Raw genomic sequence first — 22,346 nt, 5'->3', positions numbered from 1 at the left:
GATGAAGGAAGCATTGCTGGATACTTTATTGGGGCTGTTTGATGCAGCCGGGCAAGGGGCTTATGTTTCCGGCGAGCAAATCAGCGAACGGCTCGGCTGCAGCCGGGCTGCGGTCTGGAAGCATATTACCGCTCTGCGCGCGCAAGGCTATGAGTTCGAAGCGGTATCGCGCAAGGGCTACCGTTTACTGCAGAAGCCGGAACGGCTGACGGAAGAGAAGCTCTTCTCCGGCCTGAAGACGAAGAAATTCGGACATGTATTGAAGCTGCTGGATACCGTTACTTCCACTCAGGACATTGCCAAGCAAATCGTCCGCGAAGGCGCGCCCGAGGGAACGGTTGTTCTGGCGGAGGTTCAGACAGCCGGACGGGGACGGATGGGAAGGGCATGGCATTCTCCCGCGGGACACGGCGTGTGGATGAGTCTCATTCTCCGTCCGCCGATCCCGTTGCCGCTAACTCCGCAGCTGACCCTGCTCACAGCCGTTGCCCTATGCCGGGCCATACGCACCGTAAGCGGTGTGCACGCTGTGATCAAATGGCCTAACGACATTTTGGTCGAAGGCCGCAAGGTCAGCGGCATTTTGCTGGAATCCACTGCGGAAGACGAACGGCTGAGTGAAGTGATTGTCGGCATGGGAGTCAGCGTAAATTTACGCGAGGAGGATTACCCTCCCGAGCTGCTGCTGAAGGCAACCTCCCTCCGAATCGAGGCTGGCCGCATCCTGAACCGGATTGAGTTGATTCAGGAAATTTTGCATGAATTGGAGCAGCTTTACCAGCTGTACCTTACCGAGGGCTTTGCGCCAATCCGGCTGCTGTGGGAAGCCCTCACCAGTTCGCTGCACCGTCCGATTCGGGTTCACACGGCCCGCGGCGTAGTGGAAGGCACAGCGGATAGTATAGATGAACTGGGAGCCCTGCGGGTGCGTCAGGCAGACGGAGAGCTCAAGACCATATACTCGGGGGACATGGAGTGGTAAGGGCTGAAGAAGCCGATCCGGTCCGAACGATTTTGTCAAAATTTTTGGTGTAATCGTGTGCGCAACTCTGGTATACTACAACTGTGGCGATATCGTGAATACGAATTGCACACCCTGTAGGAATCAGATCTAAGGAAGAGTAGCAGCTTTAGCATTTCCTTGTTGGATTCTGCTCTGAGCCGTAAGGACCGAGACAGAACAGACATCGGAACGTACAATTGCCATGTCTATTTCTTGTCGAAATATGGGCCTTTTAGCGACTTGGAGCTAGAAGGTTTTTTCATTTTATTCGGGTCCGGCAATGAACCGGCCTTCACACGAAGGCAGGGTTCTTTTAGCCGGCACCTGTGGAAAGAAGGTAGACGGAATGGCCGTTTCCAGAATGACAACAGCAAAGATGAAGAAGATGAAAACCGAAGGGATTCCGATTTCGATGGTCACGGCCTACGATTATCCTTCCGCCAGGCTGGCTGAGGAGGCCGGGATCGATGCGATTTTGGTCGGCGACTCGCTAGGCAATGTGGTGCTCGGCTACGATTCTACCCTGCCTGTGACGCTGGACGATATGATTTATCATACGCGGGCGGTTACCAGAGCGGCGCAGCATGCTTTCGTCGTGACGGATATGCCGTTTATGACCTATCACGGCAGCATTGACCAGACGCTGACGAATGTGGGCCGGATTATGCGGGAAGGGCTGGCCAAAGCAGTGAAAATGGAGGGCGGCCGGGAAATCGCCGCGGCTGTTGAAGCCTGTACGAAGGCCGGAGTGCCGGTGATGGGGCATATCGGCTTGACCCCTCAATCGATTCACCAAATCGGCGGCTACAGAGTGCAAGGGAAAAACAGCGAACAGGCGCGCGAGCTGCTGGAGGCTGCGAAGGCTATTGAACAGGCGGGGGCTTTTGCCATTGTTCTGGAGCTGGTGACCGAGGAAATTGCCGAGCTGGTGACGAAGCAATTGTCTATCCCGACGATTGGAATCGGTGCGGGGGCTGTATGTGACGGACAGGTGCTCGTTTTTCACGATATTCTGGGGTACAGTTCTGAGGATGCGCCTAAAAAAATGGTGAAAAGCTATGCTAATATCGGCAGCCAAATTCGCAGTGCCATCGCTCAATATGTCACGGAAGTCAAAGGACGCCAATTTCCGGGAGCGGAGCATACGTTCCATACGGATGCCGATTTAGGCCAGCACTTGTACGGCGGAGGAAGCTCCGATTCAGACAATGAAAGGGCGGGGAACTAGGATGCTGATGACGACACAGGCAGTCACCACCATTAGCCAGCTTCGCGAAGCCGTGCGATCGTTTCGTGCGGCTAATCCGGGTCAGCAGGTCGGATTTGTTCCGACGATGGGATATCTTCATGAAGGACATGCCAGTCTAATTGAACGCGCCCGCCGGGAAAACGGCTTGGTTGTGCTTAGCATTTTTGTCAATCCGCTTCAATTTGGCCCGAATGAGGATTTTGACAAATATCCGCGCGATCCGGAGCGGGACTTGAGAATTGCCGCGGCGGCCGGAGCGGATCTTGTTTTCCTTCCGGAGGTGGCGGAGATGTATCCGCAGCCGACCAAAACGACAGTCTCTGTGCGTGACGTTTCATCCGGCCTGTGCGGGGCGTCGAGACCCGGCCATTTTGACGGCGTGTCTACGGTCGTGACCAAGCTGTTTAACATGGTACAGCCGGACAAGGCCTACTTTGGCTTAAAGGACGCCCAGCAGGTGGCGGTCATCGAGCAAATGACAGCCGATTTGAATATTCCGGTTCAAATTGTACGCTGCCCGACGATGAGGGAGACTGACGGTTTGGCCAAAAGCTCCAGAAATGTATATTTGTCACCGGAAGAGCGCAAGCAGGCCATTGTATTGAATGAAGCGTTAGCTGCGGCGGAGCGGGCGATTCAGGAGGGACCGGTAACGACATCCCAACTGGATGCTTTGCTGCGCACGCGCATTCAGACAGCGCCGCTGGCTGAAATAGATTATGCCGAAATTGTTTGGTATCCGTCCATTGAGCCGGTGGAGCTTTCTTCCCGGGAGGCGGCAGGGAGAGAGGTTTTGCTTGCCCTGGCGGTCAAATTCGGCCGGACAAGACTAATTGACAATCGAATTGTAACGATACCAACGAGACAGTAAAGTGAGGGTGAGCCACTATGTTCCGTACGATGATGAAGTCGAAATTGCACCGGGCCACGGTTACCGAAGCCAACTTGAACTACATTGGCAGCATTACCATCGATGAAGATCTGATGGATCTGGTCGATATTCTGCCTAATGAAAAGGTCCAGGTTGTCGATAATAACAACGGAGCCCGATTGGAAACCTATGTTATTCCCGGACCCCGCGGCTCGGGTGTGATTTGTTTAAACGGCGCTGCAGCGCGTCTGGTGCAGCCTGGGGATACAGTGATCATTATTTCCTACGCGATGATGACAGAGGAGCAGTCCCGGTCATATCAGCCGCGGATTGCTATTTTGGGACCGAACAATCAGGTCCTTGATCAATTGCATACAGAGCCGCATTCCACCGTTCTGTCAAATTCATAATTTCTGTCAAATTCATACTATTCATCCTACACATACAATTCCGATTCAGCGTGCAAGCGGGAAGGATTATCCCGTTGTCTCAGCAGCCCTGCTGAAAGTTACCGCGCATGAACAAGGCGCCGCTGACGCACAATGAAGCTTAACCGAATGGCCGACAGGCTGCTGCGGCCGATAGGGACAGAAAAGCGATGAAGGCTTAGCGTTTCACGGCACTTGATTCTAGCGCAGGGTGGGATGCGTCGATGATTAAGCAATGCTTCGCCATTATGAATGAAATGCTGGATGAGCTTGTGTCCCGCTATGGCAGTGCCGGGGACGAAGAACAGCGTGATCTTCAGGATCAGCTGAGCGCGCTCAAGCAAATGAGTGACGGAATTGTGGAGGAATGGCTGTTATTTGAAGAGAAATTTAACCAGGTCTGGACTGAATGCCAGTGTCCGTCCGTGGGCCAGCAGCCTGAAGAAAGCCCCGCGGCGGAAACAAATGCATTCGATAAGAGCCTCAAGGCTGAAAATGTGGTACAATCATTAACTGGAAGCACTGTTTGTGAAAAACAGCAGGGTCCTTCTGAACAGCAAGCAGTATCGGAATATTTCATCAAGGGTCAGGGCTATTATCAATTATTCATGCTGGAAGAAGCGATTGAGCTGTTTGAGCGAGCCGTTCGGGTGCAGCCGGATTTGTTGCTGGCGAAGCTGTATTTGGCCATGAGCTATATGCGGAAAGGCGAATATGCGGAGGCATACGGGTTATTCCAGCTAATTGCCGCTTTGAATGAACAGCCTGCGGTTCAGGCGGTTGTATACAATGCAATGGGCTGCATTCAGGTTTTGAACCGGAATACAGAAAAAGCAATTGATTATTTTAAAGAGGCGCACCGCTTTAATCCCGAATACCGGGACCCGCTAGTGAATATGGAAGCGTGCCTTCAGAGCGGCAAGCAGACGATGCGGCCGCATTAATCCGATCCTTTCCGCGGGAGAGGAAAAGGAAAGGACGAGATACGTTTCATGAATTTCGCAGTACTTGATTTTGAAACAACCGGGAATCAGCCTGGCGATCAAATTATTCAAATCGGTCTCGTTCTTGTGGATGGCGACCAAATAACGGACAGGTATACGACTCTCGTTCAACCGGGAATGCGTATACCTGATTCCATTTCCAGACTTACTGGCATTACGGATGAAATGGTGGAAGAGGCGCCTGCTATCAGCGAGGTCGTCCATGAGATGGTTTCAAGAGTGGCGGGACGGATCATTGTGGCTCACAATGCGGCATTTGATGTTGGTTTTTTGCAAAAGGTGCTTGCTGAGGAAGGTTACTTGCCTTTTGATGGCAGAGTGCTTGATACGATGGATCTGCTTCGCATATTATATCCGACCATTTCCAGCTACCAGCTTTCCCTTGTGAGCGGTGCCTTTGGCATTTCCCATGATAGGCCGCACCAAGCGGACAGCGATGCCGAGGCAACGGCTCACATTTGGCTCAAATGTCTGGACAAGCTGCAGAGCTTGCCATTATTAACCGTGCAGCGTCTGGGCCATTTGTTTCGGCATGAGGCCGGCGATTTGGGCTGGTTTTTGCAGGAGCAGGCGCGCCTGAAAGAGCTGCAAACCGCTCTGGATGAGCAATCGGGTTCTTACTTCCGACAATTCAGCATTCATGTTCAGGATTGGACTGATCTGGAGCCTCTTCGGGAGGAAGGGGAAGTTCCGCCTGAAATGAATCAGGAATTTGCCCCTTTTTATGAAGCCGTCAAGGACGGCCTACGAGCCAAATTCGGCGATTTTCAAGTGCGGGAAGCGCAAGAGCAGATGCTATCAGAAGTGGAAGCGGCTTTTGACCAGAAGCAGCACCTGATGATCGAAGCGGGAACAGGAACTGGCAAATCACTTGGTTATTTGATCCCCTCCCTTTATTATGGCATCCGCGAGGGCCGCAAGGTTGTTGTGAGCACGCATACGATAAATTTGCAGGAGCAGCTGCGCCAGCGGGACATTCCGCTGCTTCACGAGATTTTTCCTGTTCCGTTTCGGGCGGCCATTATGAAGGGACGTAATCATTACCTCTGCTTGCGCAAGTTTGAGCAGCGTGTCATTCAGCTTGAGCTGGAAACGGATAAGGAAGAGCGAATCAGTGCGGCTCAGCTCATCGTTTGGCTCGGAGAGACCGGGCATGGTGAAGACGACGAGCTTAATTTGGCTGGCAAAGGACGCCACTTGTGGCAAACAGTAGCCAGTGATACGGACTCCTGTCTGAACCGGGCATGTCCATGGTTTAAGAAATGCTTCTACCATCGAGCCCGGCAAGAGGCCAATACAGCTGATATCGTCATTACGAATCATTCCCTCCTGTTTACCGATGTGAAGGCTGAAAACCGGCTGCTTCCTTCGTATAAGCAGCTTGTTATCGACGAGGCCCACCACTTCGAGGAGGTAGCCAGCCGCCATCTCGGTCAGGAAGTGTTTTATGGCACCCTGGTCAATTCCCTGGTGTGGCTGTATAAGGACAGCAAGACCGGACTTCTGCCGCAGCTGCGCATCCGCTTGATGAAGGAAAACGGGACGGAGAAGCTGGAAGCCTGGCTTGCGGAGCTGGACCGCCTGAGTGAGCTGACCATTAAAATTAAGGAGCAATGGGATCAGCTGACCGAGCAGCTGTTCACAGAGCTGAAGCCGCAAATGGACGGACTAGGGGAAAACAATCAGCTTGTCCAGCGGATGAAAAAAGAGCTGCTTCCTGAAAAATGGGACGATCTGCTTATTATGGAAGATAATATATATATGGATTTAAATACGCTCCTGAAGCAGCTGGACCGTCTGACCGGCGAATGGAAGGAAAATCAGGAGGAGCTGTCGCTGCAAAGCCTTGTTACGGATGTTTCCGGCGTATGTAAAGATTTGCAGCGGACCCGGGATAACCTGCGGTTTTTCATGAAAATGAATGACAATAATTACGTCTACTGGCTGGAAGCAAGCCCGTTTCTGAAAAGCCGCTCGATTCATCTCAACTGTGCGCCTGTGGATGTCAGCAAGCTTCTGGGTGAATATATATTCGAGCCAAAAGACAGCGTCATCATGACATCGGCGACGCTGTCGGTCGATAAATCGTTCGCTTACAGCTGCGAGCAGCTTGGCCTCGATGCCGCTCACGCCTCAGGAAAGCTGAAAACCGTCCAGCTGCTGTCTCCGTTTAATTACCGGGAGCAGGCGTTGGTTATCGTTCCGCGTGATTTTCCGAGTGTGCGGGGCACTGTGGCGGATCAGCATTTCCTGAATGCGCTGGTAGGCTCTTTAAAGGACATTGCAGTTGAGATGCAGGGCCGGATGCTGGTGCTGTTCACCTCGAACCGGATGCTGAAGCAGGTGCACGCCCCGCTGAAGGAGCAGCTGAGCGAGCACAATATTAGCGTGCTGGGGCAGGGGGTGGATTCCGGAAACCGGACCAAGCTGACCAAGCTGTTCCAGAATCAGCCGCGTGCCGTGCTGCTCGGAACCAGCAGCTTCTGGGAAGGAGTCGACATTCCCGGGGAAGCGCTTAGTGTGCTTGCTATCGTGAGACTGCCTTTTCAGCCGCCGACACACCCACTGGTTGAAGCCAAGTGCGAACGAATAAAACAATCCGGCGGGAATCCCTTTATGCGGTATTCGGTCCCGCAAGCGGTTATCCGCTTCAAGCAGGGCTTTGGCCGTCTGGTCCGGAAGGAAAAGGACAAAGGGATTGTCATCCTCTACGATACCCGGGTTATCGAGTCATCATACGGCAAATATTTCTTGTATTCACTGCCTAAGCCCAAGATTGAGCATATGCCGACCGGTCAGCTTGTTGGGCGTATCAAAGAATGGATGGGGGAAACCGTCTGATGAAAACGCCGAAAATTTCCGAAGCCGTCGTAAGGCGGCTGCCGGTATATCTCCGGTTTTTGAATGAATTGCAAAAAAATGATATCCATACCGTGTCATCGCAGGATTTAGGCCAGCGCCTTGATTTGAATCCGGCTCAAATCCGTAAGGATTTGGCGTATTTCGGGGAGTTCGGCAAAAAAGGAATCGGCTATGACGTATCGTATCTGATTGAAAAAATAAGCCAGATCCTGAAGCTTGACCGCACTGTCCATGTCGCTTTGGTCGGAGCGGGCAATCTGGGCCGGGCGCTGTGCAATTACAACGTCTATTCTCAAGACCGGATGCAGATCGTGGCCGTTTTTGACGCGGTTCCGGAGAAAATCGGTGAAATGATTAGCCATTTGAGGGTTCAGCCGATGCAGGAGCTGCAGGAAACCATCAAGCGCCAAGAGGTTCGAATCGGCATCATTACGGTTCCTGCGGTGGAAGCGCAAAATGTGGCTAATCAATTTGTGGAGGCCGGTGTAGAGGCGATTTTGAATTTCGCGCCGGCGGTCATTAAGGTGCCGGAGCATGTTCGGGTTCAGTACACAGACCTGACAACAGAGCTGCAAAGCTTGGCTTATTACCTGGATTGAGTATGCCAGACATAAAAAAAGACCAGCTGCCGTAGGCTTGCCGATCATGGGTGTGATGCATATTAGGAGTAACGGAGCACGACGCTTTCGAGAATGTTCGCTACGTCCTCGCAGGCGTCCGTCGTTTCCTCCAGGCGCTCATACAATTCCTTCAGCTTGAAGTCCTCATAGGGATCGCGCGGAGTGGTGAAAATTTCGCGGATGCCTTCACGCATCAAAGCATCAGCGTCATTCTCCAGGCTGTTGATAATGACGGTATGCTCTTGAAGCTGGATGTACTTCTTCTTCGAAAGCAGCTTGAAGGCTTCCAGCATATGCTCGCAGGATTTGACGATGACTTCGGAGAAATCACGCATGTATTGATTTGTAAAATCGATGTTCAGGTAGTCGAAGCGAGCAATGGTCGCTTCAATGCCGTCCATGACGTCATCCACCTTGGCGGCGAGCTCCATAATGTCCTCCCGGTCCAGCGGCGTAATGAATACTTTATTCAAGCCCTTCATAATCGCGTGCGTAATGGAGTCGCCTTTGTGTTCCAGCTCCTTCAGCGCTGCATAGTAGGTGGCAGGCGGCTTGTCGCCCATCATTGCGCTTCGGAACATCTGCGACGCTTTAAGCGCGTTTTCTGCGGATTGAATGAGCAGATTGAAAAAATCGATGTCTCCTTTTTTGTTAAACAGCATCGTTAAGAAACCCCTTTCGTACCAGTCCGGCTGTTAGCTTACATAAGCAACCAAGGATAAAAATAGCATATCCGCGATTAGCTTGGCAATCAAAAATTTACAAAATCTTAACCTAGTTTGCCCTGAAAAGAGTTGTTTATTGTGAAGCTGTGCTGATTTTCGTATACTATATTGAAGAAAGCGAGGGTAAATGTGGTGACGACTTTATTGACAAAAACACTAATTGAGAACGCGCTGGTGCTGACTATGGATGAGCAGAACCCATTTTTGCGCGGCGTTATCGTTTTAGACGGGAACCGGATTGACTTTGTCGGGGAGCAGGCTCCCGAGCCGAGAGAAGCGTACAAGGAAATTATTTCAGGGAAGGGCAAGCTGTGGATGCCCGGCCTTGTCAATACGCACGGACATGCAGCGATGTCGCTGCTGCGGGGCTATGGGGATGATTTGGCGCTGAAGGTTTGGCTCGAAGAGAAAATGTGGCCGAACGAAGCGAAGTTTACAGGCGAGGATGTCAAATGGGGCACGCAGCTCTCGATTCTGGAAATGGTGAAGGGCGGAACGACGAGCTTCGTGGATATGTATGATCATATGGATCAGGTCGCCCAGGCTGTTGAATCAAGCGGCTTGCGCGCCTGCCTGACACGCGGTGTGATTGGCAATTGGTGCCCGGAGGAGGTTGCCCAGAACAAGCTTAAGGAAGCTGCGGAATTCGCCCGGAATTGGCATGGCGGGGCAGGCGGCCGTATTACGGCAATGATGTCTCCGCATGCGCCTTACACATGCTCTCCCGGCTATGTGGAGCAAATCGTGCAGGTGGCGCACGATCTGAATTTGCCGCTGCATACACACATGTCCGAAACACTCCAGGAGGTGCTGGCAAATGAGCAGGAATACGGGTTGCGTCCGGTTGCCCATCTGGAGAAGCATGGCTTGTTCTCGCGTCCGGCGCTTGTTGCTCACGCAGTGCATTTGACGGATGAAGAAATCGCCATTTTGAAAAAATACGACGTTCGCGTCTCGCACAATCCGGGCAGCAACTTAAAGCTTGCCAGCGGTGTGGCCCGGGTGCCGGATCTGTTGAAGGCCGGAGTGAAGGTATCGCTTGGCACGGATGGCCCTGCCAGCAATAACAACCTGGATATGTTTGAGGAGATGCGTCTGGCGGCGCTGATCCATAAAGGCGTATCCGGGGATCCGGTTGCCGTGCCTGCAGTAGAAGCGCTGAAGATGGGAACCGTGGTCGGCGCGCAGTCGATTTGGCTGGACGATGTAGGCGTGCTGAAGTCTGGAATGAAGGCTGATTTAATCAGTCTGGATGTGGAGCAGGCGCACTTTTATCCTCGTACGGATTATGCTTCCCATGTCGTGTACTCCGCAAGCGCCAAGGATGTGGCGGATGTGTGCGTAGACGGCAAATGGCTGGTTCGCGGCGGGGAATGTCTGACAATTGACGAAGAACGGGTCCGTTACGAAGCGCAGCGCTGCTTTGAAAGGATTACAGGAAGCGCGGGTGTCTGATGAAGGCCAAAAAAGCGGCGTTGTGGACGATTGTCATTGTGGCGGCGCTGCTTCTTGTCATGCTGCTTGTATATCGCCATATTCAGCAGGGGCATTGGCTGGAAGAGCATCATGCCGTTCAGACTGTGACTGAAAATGTATACGGGCTTCAAACCGTCAGTGAAATTGAACAGTTCACGATGGATAAGCATTACACGATTATTTATGGCACGAAGGATGATCAGCCGGCAATAGTCTGGTCCAGCGATGACGAGATTCAGGTCGAATACGCCTCCAGCGGCGTAAGCAAAGATCAGGTCCGGGGCTATGTGCAGAGCGCCCACCCGGAAGCGGAGGTGCTTCGGGTGACAGCAGGCAAGTGGGAGGGCCAGCTCGTCTGGGAAGCCTTCTACAAGCTGAAGCAGCCCGAAGGCGAACGCTACTACTATGACTTCTATTTGTTCAAGAACGGACAAAAGCTGGACACCTTCACCTTAAGCAAGCGGTAATTCATGAATGAAGAAAACAAGCCGTCTATCCCTTTCCGGGGGATGACGGCTTGTTTTTGTAGATTAAAATCCAAGAAGTCCTTACATGCAGAACAGAAGCCTGGCACTACAATTTGAAGAAAGAAATCGATCGGTTCAGGCTTTGAACAACGCTTTCAAGCTGTTCCGCGGCGGCCGCGATATTCTGCATGAGCGCAAGCTGTTCCTCGGTTGCGGCCGCGACGCTTTCCGTTCGGCCGAAAGTATCCTGCGCCGACATTGCGGCCTGCTCCATAGAAGCGGCAACCTGCTGGGAGCTGGCGGAGATTTGCTCCGTGATCGCGGACGTTTCATGCACCTGGGTCACAATTTGTTTGACCGAATGCAGTATCGCCTCGAAGCTTGCATGAACCTCCTGAAGCCTCTCGCTGCTGCGATCTGTCTCGGACAGGCTCTGGTCCATAAATTCCGCCGCCGTTGTAATGTCCTTTCTTGTTTCTTCAATCATTCCGCCGATCACTTCAGCGGATTCCAGAGAGCTGGCCGCCAGCTTGCGGATTTCGTGGGCCACGACTGCAAAGCCTTGTCCATGTTCGCCGGCGCGCGCAGCTTCAATCGATGCGTTCAAGGACAGCAGATTCGTCTGCTGGGCAAACGTCGTAATATTGATCGCAATGTGCCCGATTTTCTCCGACCGCTGCTGCAGGGCTGCGATGGTTTGCGACAGGCTCCGGACCGAGGCTGTCATTTCGCCCATTTGGGTTATCAGATGCTGGAGATGGTGATTGCCGTCCTCCGCTTGGTTCATCGTATGCTCCGACTGCTCCGCAATCACAATGGTGTGCTCTGCGATCCGCGAAACGCCATGCGCCATCTCTTCTGTGGCCCGGCTTGCTTCGGAGGCGCTGCGGCTTTGAATTTCCGTGCCTTGGGTCACCTCTTGAATGTTCAGGGCGACATGCTCTGCGGCGGCCGCGGACTCCCTGCTGCTGGAGGATAACTCCCCGGCCGCAGATTGCACATGCTGTGCGCTGGAGGTGATGTCCCGAATTAGACCGATCATTTTCGTCGTCATCTCATCCACAGCGTATGTAATTTTGCCCAGTTCATCTTGATCATAAACGGTTTGCTTCGGCATCTCCAGGATGCCCTCTGTAATTTGTCCTGTTTTAAACCGGATTGTATGAACTGTTTTCATAATTTTTCGATAGACGAAGAAGCCGACCAGCAAAATAACGAGATCAAACACGCACAACACAATCGTGAGCGTTTGTCTGGTTTGCTCAGACTGTTCTGTCAGTGCTGTTATGGACTGCGCAGCATAAGCATCCAGTGCTTCTCCGAGTCCGTTCAGGCCTTCGCGACCCTTTTGGAACGCGGCGAGGAGCTGATCTTGATGGATGAGGTCTGCGTTTGACCGGGCTTGTGACAGGGAGGAGGCTTCTTTTGCCCACTGGTCAAAATAGGTGTGATAGTCCTTCAGGACAGCTTGGGCGCTTGTTCCTGTTTGGGTATAGATTTTGGACAATAGCTGGTGCTGATTCAAGATCGCCTCGGCCTTCGTGATTCTTTCATTAGCTTGCGCAATGTTTTGAGCCAGATCCCGGCTCCAGGCTTCCGCTTGGTTGGGCGTCAACGCTCCTGAGGCGAGAAACTGATAGGCAGTCAGCGCTTGATACATATCCCGATCCGCATTCAAAATAAGCGAAGTGGTTTGATTCGCGGTTTCATACACCACCTTGGATAGCTCGGAGATGTTTCTTTCATTGGCTTGCAGCAGGGTGTAATTGGTACACTCGAACAGCAGAAGCGGAAGCACAATCAGGATGATTAGTTTTACTTTGAGAGAAAACACACGAGATAAAGCTGGCATTTTCGAACAACCCCTTTAATCAAGATGTACGATGTATAAGTAAAGGCAGACCGGCGGCGAGATGCGCAGGTGAAGCGCAAGGCTTGTAAGGACTGCTCGAAAACAAAGGGGGCGAACGCCTGCCCATTCTAAGTATGCGGGGCAAAATTTTGTTATTCAATATATGAATCGTCAAAACGGTGAAAATATTTTAATAACATTGTCGAAAGTGGAAAAAGCTAGTCGAATTTATCTTTCCAACCATTGCATCGCCAGCTGCCAGCTCAGATGTGCTATACTTTGATATATCATTTACGTATATCAATCCGATGTATTCTTATAGAGAAAGAGAGGGGATGATCGCAGTGAAACTGCGTCTGATTCCAGTATTCGTATCGGTAGCCATTACGTCTCTCCTGTTGTTCGGCAGCTGGTTTGTGTATGACAGCTATGCGATGGAGACACCGCTATTGAAGCAAATTCAACAGCAATCCGGTGTGGAGCAAGCGGAGCTTGAGATGAATAATGACCGTATTGTGGTGCGGTTAACCTTAAATAAAGATGCGAATGTCCGTGAAATATATGATGCCATTCAACAGCAGGGCACGATTGTTAAAAAACGCAGCGTGGAGCTGATTACCAAGAGCGATTCTTCTGCGGAGCTGGATAGCTGGTGGTCACGCAGTCTATTTGCTGTAGCCGGCGCCATGGAGACGAAGCAGTATGATTTGATTCCGCAGAAGCTGAGCGAGCTGGCCGAATCTGTGCCGGGTCTTGAGGCTGCTGCCGAGATGGATGCGAAGTATGTTTATGTACGGCTGACAGACGGAACGCACAGCAAGTTCGTGCAGCTTCCGCGCGACTCTTCCAAGCTGGGGGTGTGGCCGAATGAGTAAATACGGCAAGGAAATCATCATTGGCGTTGTTCCGGTTGTACTTGCGTTTCTGATGTATATAGGCATGAACGTTCTGCCGATACTGCTGATAGGGGTGATTGGCTTCTCCCTTCTATATATGGTGCGAAGCAAAGGGACGATCGGCTTCGGAGCAGGCGGCGGCAAAGCCAAGTCCAAAGGCGCGCCGAAGTATATGACCTTTGAAGAAATCGGCGGGCAGGAGCGGGCCAAAAGCGAATTGAAAGAAGCGCTTGATTTCCTGATTCGTCATGAGGAAATTCAAAAGTTCGGAATTCGCCCGTTGAAGGGCATTCTGCTGACAGGCCCGCCGGGAACAGGCAAAACGCTGCTGGCCAAAGCGTCGGCGCACTATACGGACTCTGTATTCGTGTCGGCTTCGGGCAGTGAATTTGTCGAAATGTATGTCGGGGTCGGTGCGAGCCGAATCCGGGATTTGTTCAAGGAAGCCCGCACGAAGGCTGCAAAGGAAAACAAGGACAGCGCGATTATTTTTATTGACGAAATTGATGTTATTGGCGGTAAAAGGGAAGGCGGGCAACATCGGGAATACGATCAGACGCTGAATCAGCTGCTGACCGAGATGGATGGCATTCATAGCTCGGATGCGCCGCGGATTCTGATTATGGCTGCCACCAACCGCAAGGAGATGCTGGATAGCGCGCTGCTGCGTCCTGGCCGGTTTGACCGTCATATCGGGGTCGATCTGCCGGATAAGAAGGGGCGTCTGCATATTTTGCGTATCCACGCCAAAAATAAACCCCTTGCGCCGGGAACAAGTCTGGAAAGGGTAGCCTCCGAGACGTTTCATTTTTCCGGCGCGCAGCTGGAGAGCCTCATGAATGAAGCAGCGATTTATGCGCTGCGCGACGAACAGGAGGAGGTGACCCAGGAGCATTTATCGATGGCGGTTGATAAGGTGTTGATGGGCGAGAAAACGGACCGGGAAACAAACAACGAAGAGCGCCGGCGTGTTGCCCTGCATGAGCTGGGCCATGCGATTTCCGCCGAGCTGGTCCGGCCGGGTTCGGTTTCCCAGGTATCTCTTGCGCCCCGCGGCGGCGCCCTCGGTTATGTGCGCCATCAGCCGCTGCAGGAACGCTATTTGTACACGAAGGATTTTATTGAGGATCAAATCGTGATTGCCCTTGGCGGCGCAGCGGCGGAAGAAATTTTCTATAATGGCCGCAGCACAGGCTCACGCGGGGACTTTGAGCAGGCTCTGCAGCTCGTTGGCAATATGATTGAATCCGGCTTAACCTCACTGGGCATTGTGGAGCGCCAGATGGTTACCCGTGAAGAGTGGACCAAAGCAAGCTCGGGGATTCTGGATGAGCTGTTCGAGCGCACCAAAACGATGCTTCTGCCGCTTCGGTACGTCTTCGAGCAGGCGGTAGATACGTTAATTCAGGAGGAAATGATGACCGGAAGCCAGTTCCGGGAGCTGCTGCGTCAGTTCAAGACGCCAACATCGGCATAACCAATGAATAAAAGTGAACATTTTTTTAACAACTTTCAGGATTAATTAGCTCCAATCCTTTTTAAAAGAGGATTGGAGTTTTTTCATATCGAATAACATGGTATGATGTAAATGACACAATGATATTTATTCTCAGTGAGAGTAAGGGTGGTAGGAGTGAAGTTTAAAAAGATAGCCGTTATCGGCGCAGGAACCATGGGACAGAGCATTGCCGAAATGCTGGCCCAAAAAGGCTTGGAGGTGCTGCTGGTTGAGCGTTCTATGGAGAAGCTGGATCAGGGGTACGGCATGATTGAAATGAGTCTCGACAAGCAGCTCGAGAAATGGGCGATTACTGTCGCCGAGAAAAAATTAATTTTATCCCGTATACATAAAATGGACGATATTCACCGGTTATCCGAATGTGAGCTCGTCATAGAAACCATTACTGAAGATTTGGAATTGAAGGAAGAGGTATTCCGGAAGCTCGACGAGGTTTGCCAGCCTCATTGCATCTTGGCGAGCAACACCTCTACGCTTAGCTTAACCGAGCTGGCGGGAACAACCGCCCGTCCGGAACGTGTCATCGGCCTGCACTTTATACATCCCGTTAATAAGATTGATTTGGTTGAAATTATCCGCGGACTGAAAACGTCCGAGGAGACCTTCCAGGACATGCGATACTTTGTGGAAGAGACGCTCGAGAAAAAAAGCGTAAAGGTGTATGAATCCCCGGGCTTTGTTACGACCCGGCTGATTTGCATCCTGATCAACGAAGCCCTGCATACGTTATCGGAAGGAGTTGCTTCCGAGGAGGATATCGATACGGCGATGCGGATCGGATATGATTTCCATTACGGACCGCTCGAAATGGCGGATCGCTTCGGTCTGGATTCCGTGCTTGCTGCGATGGAGCGGATGTTCCGTGAATTCGGAGACATTAAATACCGCCCGTCCTTCTTGCTCAAAAAAATGGTGCGCGCAGGACATCTCGGCGTGAAGTCGGGTGTCGGATTTTTCCGCTATGACAAGGATGGTGACCGGATCTCATGAATATTCTCGTGATCAACGCAGGCAGCTCCTCGCTCAAGTATCAGCTGTTTGATATGCAGAACGAGTCGGTGCTGGCCAAAGGAAAAGTGGAGCGGATTGGCATGGACTCGGCGATTTTGAGCCATGAGCCTGAGGATAAGCCGGAGGTGCGGGAGGTCAGCGAAATTCTTGACCACACAAACGCAATCCGCCGCGTACTCGATATGCTGGTACATAAGGATCATGGTGTGATTCAAGGCATGAGCGACATTCATGCCGTAGGCCACCGTGTTGTGCATGGAGGCGAGTCGTTCGCGGAGTCGGTTATTGTCACCCAGGAAGTGAAGCTGGAAATCAAGAAGCTGTTCGACCTCGCGCCGCTGCACAATCCTGCTCATATGATGGGGATTCAGGCGGTGGATACAAACCTGCCCGAGGTGCCTCAGGTTGTTGTGTTCGATACGGCCTTCCATCAAACGATGCCTGCTGCCTCATATTTGTACCCGATACCGAAGCTGTTGTACAATAAGCATAAGATTCGACGCTACGGGTTTCACGGCACCTCTCATATGTATGTAAGCCGGCGGGCGGCAGCGGTACTGGGACAGGCCATGGAGGATTTGAAAATGGTGACTTGCCATATCGGCAACGGAGCCAGCCTGTGCGCGGTGAACCACGGCAAATCGTTCGATACAAGCATGGGGATGACCCCGCTGGAAGGGCTGATGATGGGTACGCGCAGCGGCGATATTGATCCCGCGATTGTGCCGTATACCATGGCCCAGGCGGAGCTGTCCATGAGCGAAATCAACTCCATGCTCAATAAGCATAGCGGCTTGCTCGCCATCTCCGGCCTCAGCAGCGATATGCGCGAAATTGTCGATGCTGTCCGCGAAGGAGATAAGAACGCTACGCTTGCCTTCAACATGTATGAATACCGTCTGCGCAAATATATCGGCGCTTACGCCGCGGGCATGAACGGGCTGGACGTGCTCGTATTTACGGCAGGCGTAGGCGAGAACAGCGCCTTTTTGCGCAAGTCCGTGTGCGAGCAGCTGACGGTCCTCGGCGTAGAGCTTGATACAGAGCGTAATGAGTCAAGCAGCCGTGAGGATCGTATTATTTCCAGCGATGCTTCACGGGTGAAGGTGCTAGTTATTCCAACCAATGAGGAGCTGGTGATCGCCAGAGACACTTATCAGCTCATTAAACAATCGCCAGCGAAGTAATTGCCGCCGCTTGCAGCTTGCTGAGAGAAGCTTAATGAGCCATGTCCCGCGAGCGGGCCTGCGACCTGCGGGTTGCCAGGCTTGCGTCAAGAGCATCGGACGAAGCGATCGAGGCGTCATCACAGCTGCAAGAGGAGGTTTAGCCCCATGAAAAAAAACGAAGTCAGGCATATGGAGGACGGTCTTCTCGCGGCCCTGCAGGAAGGGAATGTCTCCGTTCCGGCGATTTTGCTCAAGGCTTACCGGAAGCTCGATTTGAGCGATTCGGAGGTCCTGCTTATGATTCACCTGCTGGCGTTCAAAGAACGTGAAAATAAGGAATTTCCGACGATTGAAGAGCTGCAGGAGCGAATGTCGGCCACGCCGGAGCAGGTTATTGTGATGCTTCAAAAGCTGATGAAGCAAGGACTGCTGGCCATTGATGAGGATGTGGACGCATTGTCCGGGGTCCGGTATGAGCGTTACAACATGCTGCCGCTTCTGGCAAAGCTGGCTGAGGTGTGGACGAAGGAGCTTCTGGAGCGGGAGGAGCAATCGGAGGAGCCGGCCGGCAAGGATCGGAAAGACGTATTTTCATTATTTGAAAAGGAATTCGCCCGTCCGCTGACTCCGATGGAATTCGAGACGATTTCCGGCTGGCTGGATCAGGATCGTTACCCGGAGGAGCTGATTTTGACGGCTCTGAAGGAAGCGGTGTTTGCCGGGAAGGTTCATTTCCGCTATATTGATCGGATTTTGTTGGAATGGAGCCGCAATCGGGTATTCACGGCGGAACAAGCCAAGGAATACGCCCAGCGGTTCCGCGGAGGCCGTTAAAGCGGACGCCGACCGGAGCATCAACTAAAAAAGCGCCCTTGCAGCTCATCCAATGAGGCTGCGGGGCGCTTTTTCTATCCATCACGAAGGGGGCAAGTTTGCATTACAAAAGAATGGCGGTATATACTTGTCAGCCCTCTACCGCAGCGCTTTGTTTGTTTCGGCGGACCCAGAGCTCACCGACAGTATAAATAATAAGAAAGGCCGCATAAAACAGGGTAGAGAAGCGGTACATCACCGCGTAATTAGTCAGGCTCGCCAAAATCCCAAGCAGGAATGCGCCGCCGCCGATGCCGATGTCAAACAGATTATAGAAGGTAGCAGTCGCTGTACCTCGGCGGTGGGCGGGAGCCTCGTTAATAATCCAGGCCTGCAGAGCCGGAAACATTGCGCCAAAGCCGGCGCCATAGAACATGGCGGCAACAAGCAGCATCTGAAGCCCGGTGGAATACGACAACAGCAAATTTCCGATGATTATGAGCAGCAGGCATGGGAACAGAACCCAGAAATGTCCTTTGGCGTCGAAAACCTTGCCCGAAACAAAACGAATCAGAAATTCGCTGATAGAAATCACAAGGAAAAAAATACCGATATTGGCCACGCCGATTTCTTTGCCATACAGCGTGATGAAGCTAAGAATGCCGCCATAGCCAAAGCCGGACAGCATCCCCAGAAACGACGGGTACAGCGCCGTGCGTTCAAACAGATGAGAGGCTAAGGCCGGTTTGGAAGCCGGGACAGGCGCAGCAGGCTCGCCGCGGGGAAGCTGCTCGGCAGTCCACCTTTTAAACGATACGAATAAGGTCAAGGTCAGGGCCACAACCAGGCAGAAAACAGCCGAAGCGAACAAGCCGAAAAAATCGATTTGTTCCATCAGCAGCACCCCGAGAAACGGACCAACGGACAAGGCAATCGTGGACCCGAGTCCGAAAAAGCCCATGCCTTCCCCGCGCCGGGAAGCCGGAATAATATCGGAAGCGACCGTGCCGTACAGGGTTGTAGCTATTCCGAAGCCGACCCCGTGCAGCAGCCGGACGACGATAATCCAAATCATCGTTACGGCAGCACCATAAAACCCGGTAGCCACCAAGCAGCCGGCGGCTCCGAGAGCAAGCATCGATTTTTTGCCGAATTTGACGGCGGCCGGCTCGGAAAACGGGCGGATTAATACGGCCGTGACTGTGAAAATTCCCATCATGAGACCGATTTCCGTATCGCTGCCGCCCTGCTTGGCTATGTACATCGGCAGGGTCGGCATTAACATTTCAAATCCGAGAAAAAGGAATAAATTGGATAACGATAAAAAAATGAAGTTCTTCGTCCACAGCTGTTCTTTGTGCATGATGTCCTTTCCGCTCCGCTTTACTTGCAAAGCCCGCGCCAAAAAATGCTCCATGAGCAGGTAAGGCGTTTCTCGTAATGTTTCGAACCGACATAGACGAGCTCCACAAACATGCCTTCAATCAAATTCATATAGGCATTCATAGCTGTCTCGGGGTCTACACTTAACGTTACCCCGGCTTCCCTGCTTATCCTGTCCAGTACCGCCTTCCGCTTGTGGCTGACGTAACGGGAGACATGCCCATTGATTGCGTCATGCAGGGAATGGGGGATTAGAAAGCCCAAATACAGAAAAAGCCGCATATGCAGCACGCTTTCGTACCGTTCTTTATAAACAAGAATAAAATCATACAGGGTTTCTTCGAGGGAAGCGGCCTGCTTTTCGTTAAAAAATTGATCCAGAAAGCGAATTTCGCTCGCAACCGCCTCCTCAAAAATTTGAATGCAAAGCTGTTCCTTATTTTGAAAATGGCCGTAAATGGACTGCTTCTTGATGCCGACCTCGCGGGCGATGCTGTCCAGGGACGTGGCTTCATAGCCGTTCAAGGCAAATTGCCGCAGGGCGGCTTCCTTAATACGGAGTGCTGTACTCAGGTTCATCCATCCTTCCTGCCGAACGTTCGTCAGACAAGCTCCATCTTAGCGGATTTGTCTTCATTTTTCAATCTTCATGTTCAAAAAAATGTTGCCTGATCCGTATATGCTTCTTTAAAGTATGAATTGCACTGTGATTGATAACCATTCCCATTACAAAATGGTTTAGAAAAGGGTGATGACACATATGCTTCGTCGGTCCGTCCGGTGCGGGGAAAACAACCATCTGCAGCTTGCTGCCGCGGTTCTATGAAACCGATTCAGGCAGCATTACGATTGACGGAATCCATATTAAGGATATGACCCTTTCTTCGCTGCGGCGTCAAATCGGGATTGTGCAGCAGGAGGTGTTCCTATTCTCGGGTACGATTCGCGAGAACATTGCTTACGGCAAGCTGGAGGCGACCGAAGCGGAGATATGGGAAGCGGCAGGGCGGGCACAGATGGAAGTATTCATCCGGCAGCTGCCGGAAGGAATGGAGACGGTCATCGGCGAACGGGGCGTGAAGCTGTCCGGCGGCCAGAAGCAGCGGCTCGCTATCGCCCGGATGTTCCTGAAGAACCCGCCGATTCTGATTCTGGATGAAGCGACCTCCGCACTGGATACGGAAACGGAAGCGGCGATCCGGCAGTCGCTGGCCGAGCTGTCTGTGGGACGGACGACGCTTGTCATCGCCCACCGTCTGGCTACTATCAAAAGCGCCGATCGTATCATTGTCGTCAATGAACAAGGTGTTGCAGAGCAGGGCAAGCATCAGGAGCTGGTAGCCGCGGGGGGGGGGGATTTACAGCCGCTTGCACCAGGCGCAATTCGGCAGCTTCAGCAGCTGACTGCAGTGTGTACGATAATCTCGACGGAGGTCTCGGGAGAGGGGCCTGCAGCGCATGTGACAGCGTAAGTAATCGGCCGGCCATGCGATGCACCACAGCACTGTACGCCGGGAGATGTACGAGGTGCGAAAGCGTTCGTCATGAATGCAAAAACAGCTGCTCGCAAGGGGTGACCCTAGGGCAGCTGTTTTGCTTGCTGAATGACAGGAGACGACGGTATCATCCGCAAAATTTCATTATAACTGATACTGCCGATTCGTATCGACGCCGGAAGCTGCGCGGCTGCGCTGCATGACGTGGTCGGCCGTGTCTTGCTTGTGCGGGGGTTGTTAAGCAGGCTCGGCAATCGCTTTGCCGCTTCGGCTGAGCCAGGTTTTTCGCCAGCTGATTCGGATAATAGCCAGTAAGGCCACGGAACAAATCGCGATCAGGCTAAGAGCCAGGAAGCCGGGGGTATAGGAGCCGGTCGTTTTGTACAATTGGCCGAGCAGGAGAGGAAGCACGTATCCCCCAAGTCCTCCCGCCGCTCCGACAATGCCTGTCATCAGTCCGATCTCGTTGCCGAAGCGCTGAGGTACGAGCTGGAAGACGGAGCCGTTTCCTGCCCCGAGGCACATCATTCCGATAAATAACAGGGCGATGACGACAGGCAGCGGAGGCAGCATGGCGACGGAAGCCAGCATCATTCCGGCCCCCAGATAGAGAAAGAGCAGGATGCGCGTGCCGCCAAATCTATCGGACAAATATCCACCTACGGGACGGAAGAAGCTGCCGGCAATAACACAGAATGTGGTGAAATCCGCCGCCCGCACAGGGGACAGCCCATACTGGGTATTGAAAAAGATTGTTAAATAATTGGAAAGCCCGACAAAGCCGCCGAACGTCACACAATAGAAGGCGCAGAAAATCCAGGTGTCTCTTTGGCGCAGTACCTTCGCATAAAGGGAAAGCCGCTTCGGTTCCGGCCGGGTGGGGCTGTTGCGGGCCAACAGAGTGAATAGAATGAAGACGACAACGATGGGGATGATGGCTAGACCGAATACAACCTCCCAGCTGCCGAAATGCTGGGCTATACGGTTTGCGAACAGGGTGGTCAATACGGTCCCGCTGTTGCCTGCCCCGGCGATTCCCATTGCAAGGCCTTGATGCTCTTTGGAATACCACTGGCTGGCCAGCGGCAGAGCGGCTGCAAACGATGCTCCGGCTACGCCGAGCAGTAGGGCTACAATATACAGCTGGTCAAGAGAATGGACCCACTTCCAGCCCATCACCAAAGGAAGCAAGGTCGTGATCATGCCAATTTGTCCAGTCAGCTTCGGGCCGATGTAGTCGGCAAGAAAACCCAGCACTAGGCGCAAAATGGAGCCGCCCAAAATCGGCAGGGCCACCAGATTGGCTTTTTGAACCGGATCCATGGGATAATCGTTCGCGATGACGACGGCAAGGGGCCCGATAAGCACCCAAATCATGAAGCTAATGTCAAAATACAAAAAAGCGCTGAACAGCGTCGGCTTATGCCCGCTTTGCCAAAATCCTTTTCTCTCCATCTTGTTCTCTCCTTCTCCAATCCATGGTATGCTGCACGTCAAGCCAA

19 protein-coding genes and 1 pseudogene are annotated in these 22,346 nt (G+C 52.5%); 15 read left to right on the top strand and 5 right to left on the bottom strand.

Going from position 1 to position 22,346, the window contains the following annotated elements; translation table 11 throughout:
* The first annotated feature begins 1 nt into the window (after position 1).
* The 7 genes from WBG83_RS02245 (at position 2) to WBG83_RS02215 (ending at position 8,016) form a co-directional block, all read left to right on the top strand.
* The gene (locus WBG83_RS02245; RefSeq protein ID WP_336742288.1) at positions 2 to 982 is read left to right on the top strand and encodes a biotin--[acetyl-CoA-carboxylase] ligase; all 981 of its coding nucleotides are present in this window, start codon (positions 2 to 4) and stop codon (positions 980 to 982) included.
* Between the two features lie 367 nt (positions 983 to 1,349).
* Positions 1,350 to 2,231: a 3-methyl-2-oxobutanoate hydroxymethyltransferase gene (panB, locus tag WBG83_RS02240; RefSeq protein WP_336742286.1), complete on the top strand. Its 882-nt coding sequence runs from the start codon at positions 1,350 to 1,352 to the stop codon at positions 2,229 to 2,231.
* 1 nt (position 2,232) lies between these two features.
* Positions 2,233 to 3,123, top strand: a complete 891-nt coding sequence (gene panC / locus WBG83_RS02235; RefSeq protein WP_336742285.1) for a pantoate--beta-alanine ligase — start codon at positions 2,233 to 2,235, stop codon at positions 3,121 to 3,123.
* 17 nt (positions 3,124 to 3,140) lie between these two features.
* A complete protein-coding gene (panD, locus tag WBG83_RS02230) occupies positions 3,141 to 3,533 on the top strand; it encodes an aspartate 1-decarboxylase (RefSeq protein WP_336742284.1) in 393 nt (130 codons plus the stop codon).
* A 242-nt stretch (positions 3,534 to 3,775) separates the two neighbouring features.
* A complete protein-coding gene (locus WBG83_RS02225) occupies positions 3,776 to 4,495 on the top strand; it encodes a tetratricopeptide repeat protein (protein ID WP_336742283.1) in 720 nt (239 codons plus the stop codon).
* A gap of 48 nt (positions 4,496 to 4,543) precedes the next feature.
* Complete coding sequence (dinG, locus tag WBG83_RS02220) at positions 4,544 to 7,396, top strand: ATP-dependent DNA helicase DinG (protein WP_336742281.1); 2,853 nt, start codon at positions 4,544 to 4,546, stop codon at positions 7,394 to 7,396.
* Positions 7,396 to 8,016, top strand: coding sequence for a redox-sensing transcriptional repressor Rex (locus WBG83_RS02215; protein ID WP_336742279.1), 621 nt, complete (start codon positions 7,396 to 7,398; stop codon positions 8,014 to 8,016). Before dinG ends, WBG83_RS02215 begins: the two co-directional genes overlap by 1 nt.
* A 62-nt stretch (positions 8,017 to 8,078) precedes the next feature.
* Here WBG83_RS02215 and WBG83_RS02210 read toward each other — a convergent pair whose 3' ends face one another.
* A complete protein-coding gene (locus WBG83_RS02210; protein ID WP_336742277.1) occupies positions 8,079 to 8,699 on the bottom strand; it encodes a DUF47 domain-containing protein in 621 nt (206 codons plus the stop codon).
* Between the two features lie 246 nt (positions 8,700 to 8,945).
* On the opposite strand from WBG83_RS02210, the gene WBG83_RS02205 reads away from it, so the two are divergent.
* Both WBG83_RS02205 and WBG83_RS02200 read left to right on the top strand, forming a co-directional pair.
* Positions 8,946 to 10,217, top strand: a complete 1,272-nt coding sequence (locus WBG83_RS02205) for an amidohydrolase (protein WP_336742619.1) — start codon at positions 8,946 to 8,948, stop codon at positions 10,215 to 10,217.
* Positions 10,217 to 10,705, top strand: a complete 489-nt coding sequence (locus WBG83_RS02200) for a hypothetical protein (protein ID WP_336742276.1) — start codon at positions 10,217 to 10,219, stop codon at positions 10,703 to 10,705. The genes WBG83_RS02205 and WBG83_RS02200 overlap by 1 nt, the downstream gene beginning before the upstream one ends.
* A 106-nt stretch (positions 10,706 to 10,811) precedes the next feature.
* On the opposite strand, the gene WBG83_RS02195 is transcribed toward WBG83_RS02200, so the two are convergent.
* Entirely contained in the window at positions 10,812 to 12,557 is a 1,746-nt protein-coding gene (locus WBG83_RS02195) for a methyl-accepting chemotaxis protein (RefSeq protein WP_336742274.1), read from the bottom strand.
* Between the two features lie 344 nt (positions 12,558 to 12,901).
* On the opposite strand from WBG83_RS02195, the gene WBG83_RS02190 reads away from it, so the two are divergent.
* The 5 genes from WBG83_RS02190 (at position 12,902) to WBG83_RS02170 (ending at position 17,986) form a co-directional block, all read left to right on the top strand.
* Complete coding sequence (locus WBG83_RS02190; RefSeq protein WP_336742272.1) at positions 12,902 to 13,432, top strand: hypothetical protein; 531 nt, start codon at positions 12,902 to 12,904, stop codon at positions 13,430 to 13,432.
* Entirely contained in the window at positions 13,425 to 14,930 is a 1,506-nt protein-coding gene (locus WBG83_RS02185) for an AAA family ATPase (protein ID WP_336742270.1), read from the top strand. Before WBG83_RS02190 ends, WBG83_RS02185 begins: the two co-directional genes overlap by 8 nt.
* A gap of 156 nt (positions 14,931 to 15,086) precedes the next feature.
* The gene (locus WBG83_RS02180; RefSeq protein ID WP_336742268.1) at positions 15,087 to 15,962 is read left to right on the top strand and encodes a 3-hydroxyacyl-CoA dehydrogenase family protein; all 876 of its coding nucleotides are present in this window, start codon (positions 15,087 to 15,089) and stop codon (positions 15,960 to 15,962) included.
* Positions 15,959 to 17,170: an acetate/propionate family kinase gene (locus WBG83_RS02175; RefSeq protein WP_336742266.1), complete on the top strand. Its 1,212-nt coding sequence runs from the start codon at positions 15,959 to 15,961 to the stop codon at positions 17,168 to 17,170. The genes WBG83_RS02180 and WBG83_RS02175 overlap by 4 nt, the downstream gene beginning before the upstream one ends.
* A gap of 147 nt (positions 17,171 to 17,317) precedes the next feature.
* Positions 17,318 to 17,986, top strand: a complete 669-nt coding sequence (locus WBG83_RS02170) for a DnaD domain-containing protein (RefSeq protein WP_336742265.1) — start codon at positions 17,318 to 17,320, stop codon at positions 17,984 to 17,986.
* A 130-nt stretch (positions 17,987 to 18,116) separates the two neighbouring features.
* Here the strand turns inward: WBG83_RS02170 and WBG83_RS02165 are convergent, their stop codons facing one another.
* Together WBG83_RS02165 and WBG83_RS02160 are read right to left on the bottom strand one after the other, a co-directional pair.
* On the bottom strand, positions 18,117 to 19,328 hold the full coding sequence (locus tag WBG83_RS02165) for an MFS transporter (protein WP_336742264.1): 1,212 nt from the start codon (positions 19,326 to 19,328) through the stop codon (positions 18,117 to 18,119).
* Between the two features lie 20 nt (positions 19,329 to 19,348).
* Complete coding sequence (locus WBG83_RS02160) at positions 19,349 to 19,927, bottom strand: TetR/AcrR family transcriptional regulator (RefSeq protein ID WP_336742262.1); 579 nt, start codon at positions 19,925 to 19,927, stop codon at positions 19,349 to 19,351.
* A 179-nt stretch (positions 19,928 to 20,106) separates the two neighbouring features.
* Between WBG83_RS02160 and WBG83_RS02155 the strand changes: the two are divergent.
* A pseudogene (locus tag WBG83_RS02155) lies at positions 20,107 to 20,752 on the top strand (ABC transporter ATP-binding protein); the annotation flags it as partial.
* A gap of 329 nt (positions 20,753 to 21,081) precedes the next feature.
* On the opposite strand, the gene WBG83_RS02150 reads toward WBG83_RS02155, so the two are convergent.
* Positions 21,082 to 22,299, bottom strand: a complete 1,218-nt coding sequence (locus WBG83_RS02150; RefSeq protein ID WP_336742259.1) for a nitrate/nitrite transporter — start codon at positions 22,297 to 22,299, stop codon at positions 21,082 to 21,084.
* Positions 22,300 to 22,346 lie beyond the last annotated feature (47 nt).

The organism is Paenibacillus sp. y28 (assembly GCF_037137075.1).
Classification (GTDB): domain Bacteria; phylum Bacillota; class Bacilli; order Paenibacillales; family NBRC-103111; genus JBBBNV01.
Note: the sequence above shows the minus strand (reverse complement) of the source record. Positions and strands in the feature narration are given on the sequence as shown.

Excerpts from the sequence above, each read along its gene's own strand:
- WBG83_RS02210 (WP_336742277.1), bottom strand. The coding sequence starts at position 8,699 with ATGCTGTTTAACAAAAAAGGAGACATCGATTTTTTCAATCTGCTCATT.
- WBG83_RS02175 (WP_336742266.1), top strand. The coding sequence starts at position 15,959 with ATGAATATTCTCGTGATCAACGCAGGCAGCTCCTCGCTCAAGTATCAG.
- dinG (WP_336742281.1), top strand. The coding sequence starts at position 4,544 with ATGAATTTCGCAGTACTTGATTTTGAAACAACCGGGAATCAGCCTGGC.
- WBG83_RS02165 (WP_336742264.1), bottom strand. The coding sequence starts at position 19,328 with ATGCACAAAGAACAGCTGTGGACGAAGAACTTCATTTTTTTATCGTTA.
- WBG83_RS02160 (WP_336742262.1), bottom strand. The coding sequence starts at position 19,927 with ATGAACCTGAGTACAGCACTCCGTATTAAGGAAGCCGCCCTGCGGCAA.
- panD (WP_336742284.1), top strand. The coding sequence starts at position 3,141 with ATGTTCCGTACGATGATGAAGTCGAAATTGCACCGGGCCACGGTTACC.
- WBG83_RS02245 (WP_336742288.1), top strand. The coding sequence starts at position 2 with ATGAAGGAAGCATTGCTGGATACTTTATTGGGGCTGTTTGATGCAGCC.
- WBG83_RS02185 (WP_336742270.1), top strand. The coding sequence starts at position 13,425 with ATGAGTAAATACGGCAAGGAAATCATCATTGGCGTTGTTCCGGTTGTA.
- WBG83_RS02150 (WP_336742259.1), bottom strand. The coding sequence starts at position 22,299 with ATGGAGAGAAAAGGATTTTGGCAAAGCGGGCATAAGCCGACGCTGTTC.
- panC (WP_336742285.1), top strand. The coding sequence starts at position 2,233 with ATGCTGATGACGACACAGGCAGTCACCACCATTAGCCAGCTTCGCGAA.
- WBG83_RS02170 (WP_336742265.1), top strand. The coding sequence starts at position 17,318 with ATGAAAAAAAACGAAGTCAGGCATATGGAGGACGGTCTTCTCGCGGCC.
- WBG83_RS02200 (WP_336742276.1), top strand. The coding sequence starts at position 10,217 with ATGAAGGCCAAAAAAGCGGCGTTGTGGACGATTGTCATTGTGGCGGCG.
- panB (WP_336742286.1), top strand. The coding sequence starts at position 1,350 with ATGGCCGTTTCCAGAATGACAACAGCAAAGATGAAGAAGATGAAAACC.
- WBG83_RS02205 (WP_336742619.1), top strand. The coding sequence starts at position 8,946 with ATGGATGAGCAGAACCCATTTTTGCGCGGCGTTATCGTTTTAGACGGG.
- WBG83_RS02225 (WP_336742283.1), top strand. The coding sequence starts at position 3,776 with ATGATTAAGCAATGCTTCGCCATTATGAATGAAATGCTGGATGAGCTT.
- WBG83_RS02215 (WP_336742279.1), top strand. The coding sequence starts at position 7,396 with ATGAAAACGCCGAAAATTTCCGAAGCCGTCGTAAGGCGGCTGCCGGTA.
- WBG83_RS02195 (WP_336742274.1), bottom strand. The coding sequence starts at position 12,557 with ATGCCAGCTTTATCTCGTGTGTTTTCTCTCAAAGTAAAACTAATCATC.